This is a genomic window from Pseudomonas sp. ATCC PTA-122608 (assembly GCF_001952855.1).
GTDB lineage: Bacteria > Pseudomonadota > Gammaproteobacteria > Pseudomonadales > Pseudomonadaceae > Aquipseudomonas.
The window spans coordinates 17,884-35,501 of the sequence record NZ_LPNO01000010.1; the positions used below are offsets into that span (position 1 = coordinate 17,884).

Here is a 17,618-nt window from a genome sequence, read left to right on the forward strand (position 1 = left end):
ATGCGCATCCTTGTGGTCAACGTCAACACCACCGAGTCCATCACAGAAGCCATCGCCAAGCAGGCACGGGCGGTGGCGTCCCCCGGCACCGAGATCGTCGGGCTGACCCCGTTTTTCGGTGCCGAATCGGTGGAAGGCAATTTCGAAAGCTACCTGGCGGCTATCGCGGTAATGGACCGGGTGATGGCCTACGACCAGCCGTTCGATGCGGTGATTCAGGCGGGTTACGGCGAGCACGGCCGCGAAGGTTTGCAGGAGTTGCTCAACGTACCGGTGGTGGACATCACCGAAGCGGCGGCCAGCACTGCGATGTTCCTCGGGCATGCCTACTCGGTGGTGACCACCCTGGATCGCACGGTGCCGCTGATCGAAGACCGACTGAAATTGGCGGGTTTGTATCAGCGTTGCGCGTCGGTACGAGCCAGCGGCATGGCAGTGCTGGAGCTGGAAGAAGACCCGCTGCGGGCCATGGAGGCCATCGTGCGCCAGGCTGAATTGGCGATCAGCGAAGACAAGGCCGAAGTGATCTGCCTGGGCTGCGGCGGCATGGCCGGGCTGGACGACCAGATTCGCTACCGCACGGGCGTGCCGGTGGTGGACGGCGTGACCGCAGCGGTCGCCATTGCTGAAGGGCTGGTGCGGTTGGGGCTGTCGACCTCGAAGATCCGCACGTATGCGACGCCGAGGCCGAAGAAAGTGATTGGCTGGCCCGGAAAGTTCGGACACTGAAGATCCAAAATGTGGGAGCGGGCTTGCTCGCGAAATCGGTGGATCAGTCGATGCATCTGGTGACTGTCACACCGCCTTCGCGAGCAAGCCCGCTCCCACAATTTGATCCCCACAAGGATCAAATGGCACTGAACCGACGCCCCAACTCGCGTTCGGCAAACTGCTCCAGAATGAAATCCACAAACGCCCGGGTCTTGCCGGGCAGCAGCTTGTGTTCGGCGTAGTACAGCGAGATGTTGCCGTCATCGACGTACCAGTCGGGCAGCACTCGCACCAACTGGCCACTGTCGAGGAACGGCACCGCCATCGGCATGCTGACCAGCGCGATCCCCAGGCCTTGGGCGCTGGCGCAGCAGGCGGCGCCGGAGTCGCTCATGGTCATGCGCGGCTTGAGCACCAGCGGGCGCTGTTCGCGGTTGCGATGGGTGAGTTGCCAGGAGCGCACGCGTCCGGTTTGCGGTGAGCGGATCAGGATGCCGTTACAGAGACCCAGGTCCTCGGGCGCGAGCACAGGCTTGCGCTTGGCAAGGTAGTCCGGTGAGGCCAGCAGAATCCGGTGCGCCGGTGCCAACTTGCGTGCGACCACGCCTTGGGGCAGCTCAAAACCACCGCCAATCGCGACATCAAAGCCTTGGCCGATCAGGTCCACCTGGCGATTGTCGAAATGCCAGTCGGGGCTGATATCCGGATAACGCTGCAAAAACTCACTCAACAACGGCACCACGTAGCGGGTGCCGAACACGGTGCCCATGCTCACTTTCAGCGTTCCCACCGGCCGCCCTTCGGCGCTGGCCAAGTTGGCCACGGCATTTTGAATCGTGGTGAGGCTGCCGCTGACTTCTTCCAGGAATAGCTTGCCGGCTTCAGTCAGGGTCAGGCGCCGGGTGCTGCGCTGAAACAGCCGCACACCCAGGCGTCCTTCCAGCTTGGCCACGCTTTTACCCACGGCCGCCGGTGTCAGGCTCAGGTGCCGGGCGGCTTCGGCAAAGCTGCCACCCTCGGCGCTGCGCACGAAGCATTCGATACTGCCAAAGCTTTCCATATCGCCCCACTCTAAACTTTTGGTTTACACAGACTATAGCAATCACGGTCTACCGAGGGCGCCATACGAGGTCGATACTCGACTCCAACCTCAACACACCTTTTGGAGATCGACATGACCACACAGAACCTCAGCGGCAAAGTCGCCTTGATCCAGGGCGGTTCTCGCGGTATCGGCGCCGCCATCGTCAAGCGCCTGGCCGCCCAAGGCGCAGCTGTCGCCTTCACCTATGTCAGCTCCGCTGCCAAGGCCGAAGCATTGCAGAACAGCGTGATCAGCGAAGGCGGCAAAGCCCTGGCGATCCATGCTGACAGCGCCGACGCAGCCGCCATCCGCAGCGCCGTCAACGCCACCGTCGAAACCTTCGGGCGCCTGGATATCCTGGTGAACAACGCAGGCGTGCTGGCCGTCGGCCCGTTGGAAGATTTCAGCCTGGAAGACTTCGACCGCACCCTCGCCATCAACGTGCGCAGCGTGTTTGTCGCCACCCAGGAAGCCGCGCGGCACATGGGCGAAGGTGGCCGCATCATCAACATTGGCAGCACCAACGCCGATCGCATGCCGTTTGCCGGTGGCGGCCCGTACGCCATGAGCAAATCGGCACTGGTCGGCCTGACCAAAGGCCTGGCCCGCGACCTGGGGCCACGGGGCATCACCATCAATAACGTGCAGCCAGGTCCGGTGGACACCGACATGAACCCGGCAAGCGGTGACTTCGCCGAGAGCCTGATCGGCTTCATGGCCGTGGGCCGTTATGGCCATGTGGAAGAGATCGCCAGTTTCGTCGCCTACCTGGTCGGCCCTGAAGCCGGTTATATCACCGGTGCCAGCCTGACCATCGACGGCGGCTTCGGCGCCTGAACCCACGCTGCGACATCACACCACGCTCCGACCTTGGTCGACACTGACTAACGCCAAGCATCATGCGAGACTGTTCGCCCGGGCCGGGAATGCCCGGGCGTTCTTATGTCTGGAGTTCTCATGACGCTGTCCAGCGGGCTGATCGCCGCCGTTGCCCTGGCCTATATGGCCATTATGTTTGCCATCGCCTTTTACGGTGACCGTCGCCATGCGCCATTGCCGCCGCGGATGCGTGCCTGGGTGTATAGCCTGTCGCTGGCGGTGTATTGCACCAGTTGGACATTCTTTGGTGCCGTAGGCCAGGCGGCCGAACAGTTGTGGGCGTTTTTACCGATCTACCTGGGGCCGGTACTGCTGCTGGTATTGGCGCCGTGGGTCCTGCAAAAGATGGTGCTGATCAGCAAGCAGGAAAACATCACCTCCATCGCCGACTTTATCGCCGCCCGTTATGGCAAATCCCAATCCCTTGCAGTGGTGGTGGCGCTGATCTGTCTGGTGGGCGTCCTGCCTTATATCGCCTTGCAGCTCAAAGGCATCGTGCTGGGGGTGAACCTGCTGATCGGGGCCAGCGCTGACACCACCGGCACCCGCTCCCAGGACACGGCGCTGATTGTGTCGCTGGTGCTGGCGTTGTTCACCATTGTGTTTGGTACCCGCAACCTGGACGCCACGGAACACCACCGAGGCATGGTGCTGGCGATTGCCTTTGAATCCCTGGTCAAGCTGTTCGCGTTTCTCGCCGTCGGTGCGTTTGTGACCTACGGGCTGTACGACGGGTTCGAGGATTTGTTCAGCCAGGCGATGCTTGCGCCGCGACTGGAGGAATACTGGAAAGAGACCGTCAACTGGCCCTCGATGGTGGTGCAGACCGGCGTCGCGATGATGGCAATCATCTGCCTGCCCCGGCAGTTTCACGTCACCGTGGTGGAGAATATCGACCCCCAGGACCTGCGCCTGGCCAAGTGGGTATTCCCGGCCTATCTGATCCTGGCCGCCCTGTTTGTGATCCCGATTGCCCTCGGCGGGAAAATGCTGCTGCCAGGCTCGGTATTGCCGGATTCCTACGTGATCAGCCTGCCATTGGCCGAAGCCCATCCGGCCCTGGCGGTACTGGCGTTTATCGGCGGAGCCTCGGCGGCGACGGGCATGGTGATCGTCGCGAGCATCGCGCTGTCGACCATGGTCTCCAACGACATGCTGCTGCCCTGGCTGCTGCGCCGTTCCAGCGCCGAGCGGCCGTTCGAAGTCTTCCGTCACTGGATGCTGTCGGTGCGCCGGGTGAGCATTGTCATCATCCTGCTGCTGGCTTACGTCAGTTATCGGTTGCTGGGATCCTCTGCGAGCCTTGCAACCATTGGCCAGATTGCGTTCGCCGCCGTGACCCAACTGGCACCGGCGATGCTCGGTGCGCTGTATTGGAAACAGGCCAACCGGCGCGGAGTATTTGCCGGGCTGGCGGCGGGTACGTTCCTGTGGTTCTACACCTTGGTCCTACCGGTCACGGCGAAAAGTCTCGGCTGGTCGTTCAGCCTTTTCCCAGGCATGACATGGCTGCATTCGCACCCGCTGGGCTTGTCGGTGACGTCCCTGACGCTGGGCACCGTGTTTTCCCTGGCGGGTAACTTCACACTGTTTGTGTGGGTCTCGATGCTGTCGCGTACGCGGGTGTCGGAGCATTGGCAGGCCGGGCGTTTTATCGGCCAGGAAACCAGCCAGCGGGCCAGCGCCCGCTCGATGCTTTCGGTGCAGATCAATGATTTGCTCAGCCTCGCGGCGCGGTTTGTCGGTGAAGAAAGGGCTCACCAGAGTTTTGTGCGCTTCGCCTATCGCCAGGGCAAAGGCTTTAACCCTAACCAGAACGCCGACAACGATTGGATCGCCCACACCGAGCGCCTGCTGGCCGGTGTGCTCGGCGCTTCGTCGACCCGGGCGGTGGTGAAAGCCGCCATTGAAGGCCGGGAGATGCAGCTGGAGGACGTAGTACGCATCGCCGACGAAGCGTCAGAAGTACTGCAGTTCAACCGGGCATTGCTGCAAGGCGCCATCGAGAACATCACCCAGGGCATCAGCGTGGTGGACCAGTCGTTGCGGCTGGTGGCGTGGAACCGGCGGTACCTGGAGCTGTTCAATTACCCCGAGGGGCTGATCAGCGTGGGCCGGCCGATTGCCGACATCATTCGCTACAACGCCGAGCGCGGGCTGTGCGGCCCGGGCGAGGCCGAAGTGCACGTGGCGCGCCGCCTGCACTGGATGCGCCAGGGCCGCGCGCATACCTCCGAACGGCTGTTTCCCAATGGCCGGGTGATCGAGCTGATCGGCAACCCGATGCCGGGCGGCGGGTTTGTCATGAGTTTCACCGACATCACCGCGTTCCGCGAAGCCGAGCAGGCGTTGACCGAGGCCAACGAAGGCCTCGAGCAGCGGGTGACCGAGCGTACTCACGAACTGTCGCAACTCAACGTTGCCCTGACCGATGCCAAGGGTGTCGCCGAGACGGCCAGCCAGTCGAAAACCCGGTTCCTCGCGGCGGTCAGTCACGACTTGATGCAGCCGTTGAACGCCGCAAGGCTGTTCTCTGCCGCCCTCTCCCACCAGAACGACGGCATGTCGCCGGACGCCCGGCAGCTGGTGCAGCATCTGGACAGTTCACTGCGTTCGGCGGAAGACCTGATCAGCGACTTGCTGGATATTTCACGCCTGGAAAACGGCAAGATCAATCCGCAGCGCCAGCCCTTCGTGCTCAATGAACTGTTCGATACGTTGGGCGCCGAGTTCAAGGCGCTGGCCCAGGAACAGGGTTTGCGCTTCCGCCTGCGGGGCAGCCGTTTGCGGGTCGATAGCGACATCAAGTTGTTGCGGCGAGTGTTGCAGAATTTCCTGACCAACGCGTTCCGGTATGCCGACGGGCCGGTGTTGCTGGGTGTCCGGCGCCGGCGTGGCGAACTGTGCCTTGAGGTGTGGGACCGTGGTCCCGGCATTCCCCAGGACAAGCAAAAAGTCATTTTTGAGGAATTCAAACGCCTGGACAGTCACCAGACCCGTGCCGAGAAAGGCCTCGGTCTGGGCCTGGCGATTGCCGACGGCTTGTGCCGCGTGCTGGGGCATCGCTTGAGTGTGCGCTCATGGCCGGGCAAAGGCAGCGTGTTCAGTGTGCGCGTGCCGTTGGCGCGCAGCCAGGTCAGCGCGCCTGCCAAGCCAGCGCAGGAAAGCGGCCAGCCGTTGAGTGGCGCGCAGGTGCTGTGTGTGGATAACGAAGAAAGCATCCTGATCGGCATGCGCAGTCTGCTCACGCGCTGGGGCTGCGAGGTCTGGACCGCGCGTGACCAGGCACAATGTGCCGCGCTGCTGGCCGAGGGTGTGCGCCCGCAACTGGCCCTGGTGGATTACCACCTGGACAACGGCGAAACCGGCACCGAATTGATGGGCTGGCTGCGTGCACAACTGGCGGAGCCGATTCCGGGTGTGGTGATCAGTGCCGATGGACGGCCGGAGATGGTGGCCCAGGTGCATGCGGCAGGGTTGGACTACCTGGCCAAGCCGGTGAAGCCGGCGGCATTGCGGGCCTTGTTAAGCCGGCACCTGCCGCTTTAGCCCCTGTGGAAGCTGGCTTGCCTGCGATGGCATCGCCTCGGTGTATCTGGAGGACCGAGGTGTCTGCATCGCAGGCAAGCCAGCTCCTACAGAGACCGGTGACTATTCTGGCAACTGCGCCACGCCGTCTTCATCGGTCATCGCGCGTTCCAGCAGGTCGGCCGGCAGGCTTTTGCTGGCGCGGGCGCCGAGCAGCTTCAGTTGCTCGGTACGGCTCACCAGGTTGCCGCGCCCATCGGTCAGCTTGTTGCGTGCTGCGCTGTAGGCTTTGTCCAACTGCTGCAGGCGGTTGCCTACCTCGTCCAGGTCCTGGATAAACAGCACGAACTTGTCGTACAGCCAACCGGCACGCTCGGCGATTTCCCGGGCGTTCTGGCTTTGCCGTTCCTGTTTCCACAGGCTGTCGATCACCCGCAAGGTGGCCAGCAGTGTGGTCGGACTGACGATCACGATATTGCGGTCGAAGGCTTCCTGGAACAGGTTCGGCTCGGCTTGGAGTGCAGCCGAAAATGCGGCTTCGATGGGCACGAACAGCAGCACGAAATCCAGGCTGTGCAGGCCTTCGAGACGTTTGTAGTCCTTGCCGGCCAGGCCTTTGACGTGATTGCGCAACGACAGTACGTGTTGCTTGAGGGCCACCTGGCCGATCGCCTGGTCATCCTCGGAAACGTACTGTTGATAGGCGGTCAGGCTGACCTTGGAGTCCACCACTATCTGCTTGTCACCCGGCAACATGATCAACACGTCGGGCTGGAAGCGCTCGCCGTCCGGGCCCTTGAGGTTGACCTGGGTCTGGTACTCACGGCCCTTCTCCAGGCCTGCATGTTCCAGCACTCGCTCCAGGATCAACTCACCCCAGTTGCCCTGGGTTTTCTGACCCTTAAGGGCGCGGGTCAGGTTGGTGGCTTCATCGGACAGTCGCAGGTTCAGCTGTTGCAGGCGCTCCAGTTCCTTGGCCAGGGAAAACCGCTCACGGGCTTCGCTCTGGTAGCTTTCTTCGACGCGTTTTTCGAACGACTGGATGCGCTCCTTGAGCGGGTCGAGCAATTGGCCGAGGCGCTGCTGGCTGGTTTCGGCAAAGCGCTGTTCGCGCTCGTCAAAGATCTTGCCGGCGAGTTCAGCGAACTGCGCGCGCAGCTCGTCGCGGGAGCCTTGCAGATCGCTGAGGCGTTGCTGATGGCTTTCCTGTTGCTCGCGCAGTTCGGCACGCAGGGACGCGGACAAAGCGTCCAGGCGGCGCAGTTCGGTTTCCTTGGCGGAACGGTCGAGGTTCCAGGCGTGGGCGGCGTCGCGGGCGTTGTCGCGGTCAATCTGCAGCAGTTCGACTTCGCGGCGCACCGCGGCCAGGTCGGCCTGTTTGGCGGCATTGGCCTGGCTGAGGTCGCTGATTTCGTCGCGGCTGGCGTCCAGCTGCGCGGCGAGCCCTTCCTGGGCCATTTGTGCGGTGGCCAGGCGCTCTTCGAGCAATTCCCAGCCGGCCATTCGCGCCGTCAGTTTTCGCTGAATCTGCCAGCACAGCCCCAACAGCGGCAATCCAGCACCGGCGAGACCCAGCGCAACACTGGTCCAGTCAAAAGCCATAGCGATTCCTGCCGTCACCCGAAAAGAAGAAGGTTAACCAAGCCTGCGCATTGAGGACAGCTCAGTCTTCGATCTGGCCCAGTTCACGCTGGGCGATGCGGTCGCCGGCGCGGGCGGCCTGGCGCAGCAGGTCGTGGCCGATGCGGCGGTCCCGGGCGTTGCCGCACTCGCGGCACATCAACTGGCCCAGGCGGCTTTGCGCTACCACCACGCCAGCCCGAGCCGGTTGCTTGAGCAAATGCCCGGCGAAATGCTTGACGTTGGAGCTGTGGCCCAGGCGCGGGCTGTCGAGCAGCCACAAGGCAACTTTCAGGGAAAAACGCTTGGGTGCGGTAACAACCTGAGGGCTGTCGGTAACAGAAGGTGATACTGAGCGAAACTTCATAAAGCACTGTGGGACAGAACGGAAGGCGCGCCACTCTACTCTTTTTTTCGTACAGGTAAAGCTGAAAAAACCCTGCACGCCCGTCCTAGAGCAAGCGCTTGGGACAATCCACAGAAGCTGTGGATAACTCAGTGGACAACCGTTCTGTAACTCCCGCAAAGGCCCATGGAATGGGGGCCGCAGTCAAACTGACGATTTTTTCACCAATAAAAAAAAGCTCTATTTTTCATTGACTTAAATTTTAGTTGCAGGCACCCGGGGGCGCTGATGGGTTTATGTCAGGACGGTGACACAGGGCGCAACCAATGTGCACAACTACTCATCTGGCGGTTATATCAACCGCGTTTTTTTGTCAGACGGCGGCTGATGAATGTTACCGACGCACCACAGCCAGAAAAGTTTTTTACCTAGCACACTTCCTTTCATCGTTTCAATCCGTTACTATCCGCGGCGTTAGTACCAAGCTGAAAGTCAATTCTGGTCGAACAACTCCCTCACGGCACCGCCGACAAAAAGGGATCGACCACCTCGATGGTTTCCAGGTATCACTTGCGACGACACAGCCTTTGAACAAGCAAAGGGTGTCGCGAAGTCTCAATACTCTGAAAGAACCAACCTGCAAATTGATCAGGATCTTCACCCTGGGCCCAGAACCTTTGCCCCTGTTGTGTTGCCTGCCCTCCTAAGTACCTACCTGCCAGCCCAAGCGCGCCAACTTAATAGCGCTTCAAACTGGCTGCTTTGTTCCAGTCGGGTTCTTCGTTCGATCAATAGTGATCAACGTCACTGGAACGTTTTAACGTTGCACGGTTCTTAACCGTGTCATTTGTAGGAACACCAATAATATGTCCACTCAAATCCACACTCAGGATGCCATTCGCACCCTCACCAACGCTTTTGCACCAATGAACTGCCTGATCATGGCCGCTCGCAAAGGCTGCTTCAGCTTTACCCTGGTCAACGAACACGGCATCGCTCGTCACAGCGAACGCCTGTACCCCGATCAATACTCCAGCGCAGAACCGCTGCAGGCTGTGATCGATCGTACTCGTCAGGCACTGGTTGCCTGATCGACCCGGATCGCTGAAACACAAAAACCCCGGTTAAAACCCGGGGTTTTTTATTGCCTGAAATTCAGGCGCGCTAAGTTTAAATTGATATAAACGATATAACTAAATGATAAAAATATTTTAAAAACAGTCCTTTACGTCGTAAATATGACACTACACTTCAACTCAAGCGGCATGATCCGCTTCCGGCGAGCCTGAGATCCGATTCACTGCTGCCAAGCCCCCTCTCAGGTATCGCCGACCAATTTCATGGATTGAGGCTTTTATGGGCATCGCCGCCAGCGAATTGTGTCGTTATGTGATCCGGCCCACCCTGCTTTACCTGGGTCGTGATAACCCGACTGCTGAATCCCTGCTGCTGGGCATCGCCGCCAGCCAGTCGGCACTCGGATCAGCCCTGCACGACCGCCGCGGCCATGGCCTCTACAGCATCACCGAACCGCGCCACCGTGCGTTGTGGGATAACTACCTGGCGCTGGACCCCGAGCGCGCCAGCCTGGTTCGCGGCCTCGCCAGCCAGCATGCCTTCCTCAGCGGGCCGCAGCTTGAGCTGACGGTCAACCTGCGTTACGCCACCGCCATCGCCTGGCTGCTGGTGGAACAGCACCGCCCTTCCCTGCCGCCAGCCGACGATGTATTGGCGATGGCGCGTATCTGGAAAGAAATATTTCACCCTCAGGGTCGGCTTCGGGATTTCACCCAGGCCTGGCAAACCTGTGTTTCAACCATGAATCACGTCGCCTGTTGACCGGGCGATTTGCAAGATTCGGCTAAAAACGTTGATTTTGGTCGGATTGTCCTACAAAACCGCTCTATCTCCTATGTTTCAGCCTATAGCGCAAACATAAATTTATTGTTACTTTCCGCAGCGGTGATCACCACGGAGTTCTAATAATGAAAAAAGTAATGCTCAAGACGACACTTAGCCTCGCCGTTGCAATGGCATCCTCCCACGTGTTCGCGAGCGGCTTTGCCCTCAACGAACAAGACGTTGCCGGGATGGGTACCGGTTTTGCGGGACGTTCTTCATCTGCCGAAAACGCAAGCACCGTTTATGGTAACCCTGCCGGTATGGCTCGCCTTGAAGGCCAGCAAGTGACTGGTGGTGTTGCTGCGATCGATGCCTCCACCAACATCAAAGATGTCAGTGGCCGCTCCAGCGGTAGCAACAAAGGCGACATGGTCCCGTTCACTGCCGTTCCTTTCGGTTTCTACACCAATAAACTCAATGAGCAATGGGCTGTCGGTTTCGGCGTCTATGCACCCTTTGGCCTGGTGACTGACTACGAAAGCGGCTTCCAGGGCAAAGCCTTCGGCAGTAAGAGCGAAGTGAAGGTCATCACCTTCCAGCCAACCGTCAGCTATGCCTTCAACGACCGGGTATCGATTGGTTTTGGTCCGACTATCAACCGTATCGCCGGTACGCTTGAGTCCGATATCAACCTGCCAATCGCGGGGACCGGTTCCAACAACATCAAGATCAAGGGTGATGACACCGCACTCGGCTTCAATGCCGGCCTGCTGGTACAAGCCACTGACACCACTCGAGTGGGCCTGACCTATCACTCGAAAGTGAAGTACAAGCTCGAAGGCCATACCGAAGTGACCAAGGGGGCCAACGTTCCTGCCAGTCTCTTGAACAACGGTCGTTACGACGCTTCGTTGAAGATCGACACCCCTGAATCCTGGGATCTGTCTGTTACTCAAGACCTGAGCGACGCCTGGAAACTCTACGCGGGCGCAACATGGACTCGCTGGAGCCGCCTGAAAGACATCACCGTCAATAACGAAGGCGTATCGGCCGCCGCAGGCAGTGGCGCTCTGGCTCCGCAAATTGTCGGCACCATCAAGGAAGACCAGAACTGGCACGATACCTGGGCCTACGCCTTGGGTACTTCGTACCGCGTGACCAAGCAGGTGGTACTGCGTACCGGCCTGACGTTTGACCAGTCGCCGACCAACAACACTGATCGCTCGCCTCGCATCCCTACCGGTGATCGGACGATCTTCAGTCTCGGCCTGGGCTACGACGTAATGCCGAACATGACCGTCGACCTGGCTTACTCCTACCTCAAGGAAGAACCTGTCAAAGTTGCACGCGCTAACGCACTGGGCCAGTCCTACAACGCCAAGTACGAAAACAGCGCCAACGGTTTCGGCCTGGGTGTGACGTACAAGTTCTGATGTAGCGCGACATAAAAAAGCCCCGCTCTCTTGCAAAAGAGGCGGGGCTTTTCACTGGGCGACGATCAGGGTTTTGAAGCCAGCGCCTCTTCCACTGCCTTGATCAGATCCGGGCTATCCGGCTTGGTCAGGCTGGAGAAGCTGGCGATCACCTTGCCTTGGCGATCCACTACGTACTTGTAGAAATTCCATTTCGGCGCGCTGGCCTGCTGCGCCAGGATCTTGAACAGATGGACCGCGTCCGTGCCCTTGACCTTCTGTGGCTCGGTCATGGTGAAGGTCACGCCGTAGTTCACGTAGCACACCTTGGCGGTTTCCTCCCCGGTCTTGGCTTCCTGCTTGAAGTCATCGGACGGCACGCCGATCACTTCCAGTCCCTGGCCCTTGTAGCGCTGGTACAAGGCTTCTAGCCCTTTGAACTGCGGCGCAAACCCGCAGAAGCTGGCGGTGTTGACGATCACCAGCGGCTTGCCGGCGAAGCGCTGGCACAGGTCGATGGATTCCTTGGCGCGCAGCTTGGGCAACTGGCCTTCAAGCAACGGCGGGCAATCGGCAGCCATGGCGACACCGCCAAAAGCCACCATCAGAGCGGGTACTGCAAGCCAGCGCATCTGCATGTCAGGTGTCCTTGAAAAGTCTCAGACACAGAACTTAACAGATCGCCATGCCCAACTGCATCAATGCCAGGCCACCCTGTTGCCAGCCCCACCACGCCAGGAGCAGCAAGATTGCAGCCCCTGCGGCGCCGAGCCAATGCCAGGTCGAATTCATGCCACCCCCATTTGCGCCTGTAAACGTGCCACCGGGCGCTCGCGCACCGGCCAGTTCAAGGCCGCTGCCACCAGGCTCAGGACGATTGCCACCTGCCAGATCAAATCGTAACTGCCGGTTCGATCATAGACCACCCCGCCCAACCACCCGCCGAGGAACGACCCCAGTTGGTGGAACAGGAACACGATCCCACCGAGCATGGAAAGGTTTCTGACACCGAACAACGTCGCGACCGTGCCGTTGGTCAGCGGCACCGTGGACAGCCACAAGAAGCCCATGGCCATGCCAAACAGGTAGGCGCTGGTTTGCGTCACCGGCGCCCACAGGAAGATCACTATCACCACCGCTCGCAGCAGGTACAAACCGGTCAACAAGCGTGGCTTGGACATACGCCCGCCGAGCCATCCCGCCGTATACGTGCCGAAGATATTAAACAGGCCGATCAATGCCAGTACCGTAGTGCCTACCGAAGCCGGCAAGTGCTGGTCCACCAGGTACGACGGCAAGTGCACGCCGATAAACACCACCTGGAAACCGCAGACAAAAAAACCGAACGCCAACAGCCAGAATCCTGAATGGGAGCAGGCTTCGCTCAAGGCCTCACGCAGGGTCTGTTGACCCGCTACTGTTGGCAGCGGCCGGTCCTTGAGCATGGTCACCAACGGCACGATCAGCGCCACCATCACACCCAGCACCAGCAACGCGGCGGACCAGCCGAGCCAGCCGATCAAACCGAGGGTGCCTGGCAACATGGCGAACTGGCCAAAGGAGCCGGCAGCGCTGGCGATGCCCATGGCCATGCTGCGTTTTTCCGGCGCCACGGCGCGCCCTACCACGCCAAGGATCACCGAGAACGAGGTGCCCGACAGGCCAATGCCGATCAGCAACCCGGCACTCAGGGACAGCGACCACGCTGAATCCGACAAGCCCATGAACACCAGGCCCAGGGCATACAGCACACCACCGATCATCACCACCTTGGCAGCACCGAAGCGGTCGGCCAAAGCGCCGGTAAACGGCTGTGCGAGGCCCCAGATCAGGTTTTGCAAGGCGATGGCAAAGGCAAAGGTTTCACGGCCCCAGCCGAACTCGGCACTCATGGGCGCCAGGAACAGGCCAAAGCCATGCCGCACGCCCAAGGACAACGCGAGGATCAGCGCACTCCCTACAAGAATCCAGCCGCTGGTGCGCCACATCGAGGTCATTTCTTATTCTCCGGTCGCGGGTATATACCCGCTTGTCATCGAACAAACTCGCGTCAAGCGAGTTCGTCCAGCAAGGCCAACAGGGTTTCGCGCTTTTCGGCGCCCAACTTATCAATCAATTTCTGCTGCGCCGCTTCCCAGGCCGGCAATGCCGCGGCAAGCCGTTCATTGCCCGACTCGGTCAACAACACCAGTCGGTTACGCAGGTCATCGCCCTCCACCATTTGCACCAAACCCTCGCCCTCCAGCACCCGCAGGTTACGCCCCAGCGTGCTGCGATCCAGGCCCATGGCGTCGGCCAGGCTGGAAATACTCGGTTGATCCAGGCGCTGCAAGTTACACAGCAAAGAATACTGGGCAACGTTGATCCCGAAGCCATCGAGAGCGCCGTCGTAATGCCTGCTGACGCCACGAGCGGCGCGACGCAGGTTGGTGCATAAACATTGGGAAGCAAGCATAGAGCGTGTATATACCCGGAATTAATGAAATGCAAGAAACTGTTACAGCGCCAGACCGACCAACACAGCCACTTCCAGCAACTCCAACAGCGCGCCTGCGGTGTCGCCGGTGGTGCCACCGAGGCGATTGACCATCAGTTGGCGCAAGCCGATAAAGCAAACGGCCGCCAGCAACACGGCAATCCCGCCGCTGAAACCGCCGATCAGGATACACGCCAGACCGCTGAGGATCAGCACCTGTTGGCCGACGATGCGTGGCAAATGGTCCGCCAAGGCCTGCCCTAACCCACCGGCACGCACATAGCGCGTGGTGAGAAACAGCGCCAACATCGAAGCGCGGCCTATCAACGGTGCGAGGATCAGCGCCGCGCCGTTGTGCTGCTCGATCAACGCCACCAGCGCGGTGAACTTGAGCAGCAGCACCAGGCCCAGAGTGACCACCGCAATCGGCCCGCTGCGCGGGTCTTTCATGATGGTCAGGGTGCGCTCGCGGTCGCCGAAGCCACCGAGCCAGGCGTCAGCGCTGTCGGCCAGACCGTCCAGGTGCAGGCCGCCGCTGAGCAACACCCACGCGGTCAACAACAACGCGGCGTGCAGCAGCAATGGCGCGCCCATCAATACGGCGTTCAAGCCCCAAAGCAGCAGCCCGAACAACAGCCCCACCAGCGGATAAAACAGCAATGACCGCCCCAACTCCTGCGGCTGCGGCATACCCGGCAAGCGAATCGGCAGGCTGCTGAGAAACTGCAAGGCGATCCAGAACGGCAACATGCTCAGATTCCTTCCCTTAATACGCCATCAGCCTCGATCCGCAGGCTGAACAGACCACCGTGGCCGACTTCGACATTCAGCAGTTGCTCACGAGGCAAACCACGCGCCTGGGCCAATAGCAAACGCATGACTCCACCGTGGCTGATCAGCAGCACTCGCTGGCCGTCATAAGCTTGATACAAGCGAGCGACAGCACCCAGTACGCGCGCGGAGAACTGCGAAACAGGCTCGCCCTGCGGCGGTGTAAAACTGTAGGGGTCAGCCCAGAACAGACCCAGCGCTTCGGCATCGGTTTCCATCAAGGCTGCGGCGCTCTGCCCTTCCCAGGCGCCGAAGTGCAGCTCCTGTAGATCTTTTTCCAGGGTGACCGGCAGGTTCAGGCGCGCGCCCAGCTCATCAGCAAACCGTGCGCAACGTTGCAGCGGCGAGCTGACCAGTCGATCCCACGGGCCCTGCTCCACCACCGCCGCACGCATCTGCTCCCAGCCCTTGGCGGTGAGCGCATCGTCCAAGCTGCCGCGCAAGCCGCCGCCCAGTTCGGTTTCGCCATGGCGCAGCAGGTCCAGGTGCAACGTCATGCCGGACGGTCCGCCACGGCCGCTTCGGCGAAGGTTGCCATCTGCCCGTGCAGCGCGCAGGCCAGGCGCAGCAACGGCACGGCCAGCGCGGCGCCGCTGCCTTCGCCCAGACGCAGGCCGAGTTCCAGCAGCGGCTCGGCATTAAGGCTTTGCAGCACGTGCCGATGGCCAGGCTCGGCACCGCGATGGCCGAACAGCAGCCATTCGCGGCAGCCGGGACTCAGGCGCGTGGCGACCAGCGCCGCGACCGTGCAGATAAAACCGTCCACCAGCACCACGACACCTTCTTGAGCGCAGGCCAGGTAGGCGCCGACCAGCGCGGCAATTTCAAAGCCGCCGAGGTTGAACAGGGTTTTCAGTGCGTCGTCACGGTCGCCTGCGTGCAGTGCCAGGGCGCGTTGGATGACGGCGACTTTGTGGCTGACGCCCTGGGCGTTCAGGCCGGTACCGGGGCCGGTCAGGTCGCTGACCTGGCAGTCCAACAGTGCACAGGCCAGGGCGCTGGCGGCGGTGGTGTTGCCGATGCCCATTTCGCCGCCGATAAACAGTTGCGCGCCACTCGCGGTGGCGCGATGCACGCTGTCGCGGCCGGCTTGCAGGGCCAGTCGGCCCTGGGCTTCGGTCATGGCCGGGCCGTTGACGAAGTTGGCGGTGCCGGCGCCGATGTTGAGGTGGCGTACGCCGGGCAGGCTCAAGGTTGGGGTGATGGTGCCGAGGTCGACTACCTCCAGTTTCGCGTCCAGTTGGCGCGCAAGTACGCTGATGGCGGCGCCGCCGGTGACGAAGTTGTGGAGCATCTGGCCGGTGACTTCCTGTGGGAAGGCGGAGACACCTTCGGCGACTACGCCGTGGTCGCCGGCGAAGATGGCGATCCACAGGTGGTCGACGCTGGGTTTGACCTGGCCCTGGAGGCCGGCCAGTTGGACTGCCACGGCTTCCAGTTGGCCGAGAGAGCCGGCTGGCTTGGTCAGTTGCTGCTGACGGGCCAGGGCTTGTTCGTGGGCTTGGGTGTCGATTGCTTTGCAGGGGTTGAGCCACCAGGTGTCGGTCATAACGCAGTACCTTTTAAAGTCAGGGGCAGGCCGGCGACGGTCAGGACAACGCGCTGACAACGTTCGGCCAAGGCTTGATGCAGCCATCCGGCTTCATCGACATAGCGGCGAGTCAATTCGCCCAGCGGCACGACACCCAGTCCGGTCTCGTTGCTGACAAAAATGATTTCTCCTGGGAGGGTGGCCAGGGTTTGTAGCAGGGCCTCGCGCTCGTCGTTGAGACGGTCGGGGTCTTCGAGCATCAGCAGGTTGGTGAGCCATAAGGTCAGGCAATCGACCAGCAGGCAACGGTTCGGGCTGGCGTTTTCCTTGAGGACACGGGCCAGTTCGATGGGCTCCTCGATCAGGCCCCATTCGGCCGGGCGGCGCTCGCGGTGGTGGGCGATGCGTGCGTTCATTTCGCCGTCCAGGGGTTGGCTCGTCGCTATGTAGGTGACGCTTAGGCCGCTGTCGGTGGCGAGTTTTTCAGCCAGGCGGCTTTTGCCGGAGCGGGCGCCGCCGAGGATCAACTGGAGCATGGGTTGTGCCTGTTTTTGACTGTGTGTATATCCGTTATTTAGGTAACGGCTGATATGGGTTCCGCTCTTACAGCGGGTCACTTTTGAAAAGAGCCCAAAAGTAACCAAAAGGCTCTTGCCCCACCACTCGGCACCTCGCCTGGGCTCGGTGTGCCCTCACTCCGGCTTTGGACCGTGGGCCGCCGCGATGGGCCATCCTTGGCCCAGCGCGGCTAACCCGGCGTCCTGCCGGGTTACCCACGCTCCAAAGCCTGCGTTCGGCCAGCGTGGTTTAACGGGGCGCCTAAGATCAAGATCAAAAGCCAGATCAAAAGCAAGAGCACAGCGGCCTCCCGGCCGGCTTGAGTGTGGTGAAGCAACAGCAAGATCAGAAGCGGGCACGGTCCAAATGTGGGAGCGGGCTTGCTCGCGAAGGTCGTTAACGATGACGCGGGCATCCTGATTCAACGCGGCGATCTCAGGTTTTTCGCGAGCAAGCTCGCTCCTACAGAGAAGCAAGCCGGCCTGTAGGCCGCTGTGCTCTTGCTTTTGATCTGGCTTTTGATCTTGATCTGCGGGCCCCGTCAACCACGATGGCCGCAAGTAGGCACGGTGGAGCGGGTAAATCGGCAGGGAAGCCGATTTAGCCGCGCCGGGCCATGGATGGCCCGTCGCGGCGGCCCGCGGAAGCGTGCCGGAGTGCGGGCATGCCGAGCCTAAGCGAGGCACCGAGTGGTGGGGCAAAGACCTTTTGGTTACTTTTGGGGCGTTTGCCAAAAGTGACCCGCTGTAAGAGCGGAACCCTAAGCGGCCGTTACCGCAGCAACGGATATGTACACGGTC

The 17,618-nt window shown here is 61.0% G+C and carries 16 protein-coding genes; 6 read left to right on the forward strand and 10 right to left on the reverse strand.

The features are described 5' to 3' along the window. Complete coding sequence (locus AU074_RS10860) at positions 1-729, forward strand: aspartate/glutamate racemase family protein (RefSeq protein ID WP_076014727.1); 729 nt, start codon at positions 1-3, stop codon at positions 727-729. Positions 730-847: 118 nt separating this feature from the next. Here AU074_RS10860 and AU074_RS10865 read toward each other — a convergent pair whose 3' ends face one another. Then, positions 848-1,771 (reverse strand): LysR family transcriptional regulator, encoded by a 924-nt coding sequence (locus tag AU074_RS10865; RefSeq protein WP_076014728.1) that lies wholly within the window; start codon positions 1,769-1,771, stop codon positions 848-850. Between the two features lie 114 nt (positions 1,772-1,885). On the opposite strand from AU074_RS10865, the gene AU074_RS10870 reads away from it, so the two are divergent. After that, positions 1,886-2,632: a 3-oxoacyl-ACP reductase family protein gene (locus AU074_RS10870; RefSeq protein WP_076014729.1), complete on the forward strand. Its 747-nt coding sequence runs from the start codon at positions 1,886-1,888 to the stop codon at positions 2,630-2,632. Positions 2,633-2,752: 120 nt separating this feature from the next. Then, positions 2,753-6,223 carry a PAS domain-containing hybrid sensor histidine kinase/response regulator gene (locus tag AU074_RS10875; RefSeq protein WP_076014730.1) on the forward strand — a complete coding sequence of 1,157 codons (3,471 nt, stop codon included), beginning with the start codon at positions 2,753-2,755 and terminating at the stop codon, positions 6,221-6,223. A gap of 102 nt (positions 6,224-6,325) precedes the next feature. Here the strand turns inward: AU074_RS10875 and rmuC are convergent, their stop codons facing one another. Next, positions 6,326-7,690, reverse strand: coding sequence for a DNA recombination protein RmuC (gene rmuC, locus AU074_RS10880; RefSeq protein ID WP_173860372.1), 1,365 nt, complete (start codon positions 7,688-7,690; stop codon positions 6,326-6,328). A gap of 175 nt (positions 7,691-7,865) precedes the next feature. Then, positions 7,866-8,189, reverse strand: coding sequence for a hypothetical protein (locus tag AU074_RS10885; RefSeq protein ID WP_076014732.1), 324 nt, complete (start codon positions 8,187-8,189; stop codon positions 7,866-7,868). Between the two features lie 845 nt (positions 8,190-9,034). Between AU074_RS10885 and AU074_RS10895 the strand changes: the two genes are divergently transcribed. The 3 genes from AU074_RS10895 to AU074_RS10905 all read left to right on the forward strand — a co-directional run bounded on the left by AU074_RS10895 (position 9,035) and on the right by AU074_RS10905 (position 11,443). Then, on the forward strand, positions 9,035-9,259 hold the full coding sequence (locus AU074_RS10895; RefSeq protein WP_003214941.1) for a hypothetical protein: 225 nt from the start codon (positions 9,035-9,037) through the stop codon (positions 9,257-9,259). Positions 9,260-9,524: 265 nt separating this feature from the next. Further along, entirely contained in the window at positions 9,525-10,007 is a 483-nt protein-coding gene (locus AU074_RS10900) for a hypothetical protein (protein WP_076014733.1), read from the forward strand. Between the two features lie 146 nt (positions 10,008-10,153). Then, positions 10,154-11,443, forward strand: a complete 1,290-nt coding sequence (locus AU074_RS10905; protein ID WP_076014734.1) for an OmpP1/FadL family transporter — start codon at positions 10,154-10,156, stop codon at positions 11,441-11,443. Between the two features lie 65 nt (positions 11,444-11,508). Here the strand turns inward: AU074_RS10905 and AU074_RS10910 are convergent, their stop codons facing one another. The 7 genes from AU074_RS10910 to cobU form a co-directional block, all read right to left on the reverse strand. Then, positions 11,509-12,060 carry a glutathione peroxidase gene (locus AU074_RS10910; protein WP_076014735.1) on the reverse strand — a complete coding sequence of 184 codons (552 nt, stop codon included), beginning with the start codon at positions 12,058-12,060 and terminating at the stop codon, positions 11,509-11,511. Between the two features lie 150 nt (positions 12,061-12,210). Then, positions 12,211-13,410: an MFS transporter gene (locus AU074_RS10915; RefSeq protein WP_167663419.1), complete on the reverse strand. Its 1,200-nt coding sequence runs from the start codon at positions 13,408-13,410 to the stop codon at positions 12,211-12,213. 62 nt (positions 13,411-13,472) lie between these two features. Then, positions 13,473-13,877: a MarR family winged helix-turn-helix transcriptional regulator gene (locus AU074_RS10920; protein WP_076014737.1), complete on the reverse strand. Its 405-nt coding sequence runs from the start codon at positions 13,875-13,877 to the stop codon at positions 13,473-13,475. 42 nt (positions 13,878-13,919) lie between these two features. Continuing rightward, complete coding sequence (locus tag AU074_RS10925) at positions 13,920-14,648, reverse strand: adenosylcobinamide-GDP ribazoletransferase (RefSeq protein WP_076014738.1); 729 nt, start codon at positions 14,646-14,648, stop codon at positions 13,920-13,922. 2 nt (positions 14,649-14,650) lie between these two features. Then, positions 14,651-15,226, reverse strand: a complete 576-nt coding sequence (cobC, locus tag AU074_RS10930; protein ID WP_076014739.1) for an alpha-ribazole phosphatase family protein — start codon at positions 15,224-15,226, stop codon at positions 14,651-14,653. After that, a complete protein-coding gene (gene cobT / locus AU074_RS10935; protein WP_076014740.1) occupies positions 15,223-16,278 on the reverse strand; it encodes a nicotinate-nucleotide--dimethylbenzimidazole phosphoribosyltransferase in 1,056 nt (351 codons plus the stop codon). Before cobT ends, cobC begins: the two co-directional genes overlap by 4 nt. Continuing rightward, positions 16,275-16,796, reverse strand: coding sequence for a bifunctional adenosylcobinamide kinase/adenosylcobinamide-phosphate guanylyltransferase (gene cobU / locus AU074_RS10940; RefSeq protein WP_076014823.1), 522 nt, complete (start codon positions 16,794-16,796; stop codon positions 16,275-16,277). Before cobU ends, cobT begins: the two co-directional genes overlap by 4 nt. Positions 16,797-17,618 lie beyond the last annotated feature (822 nt).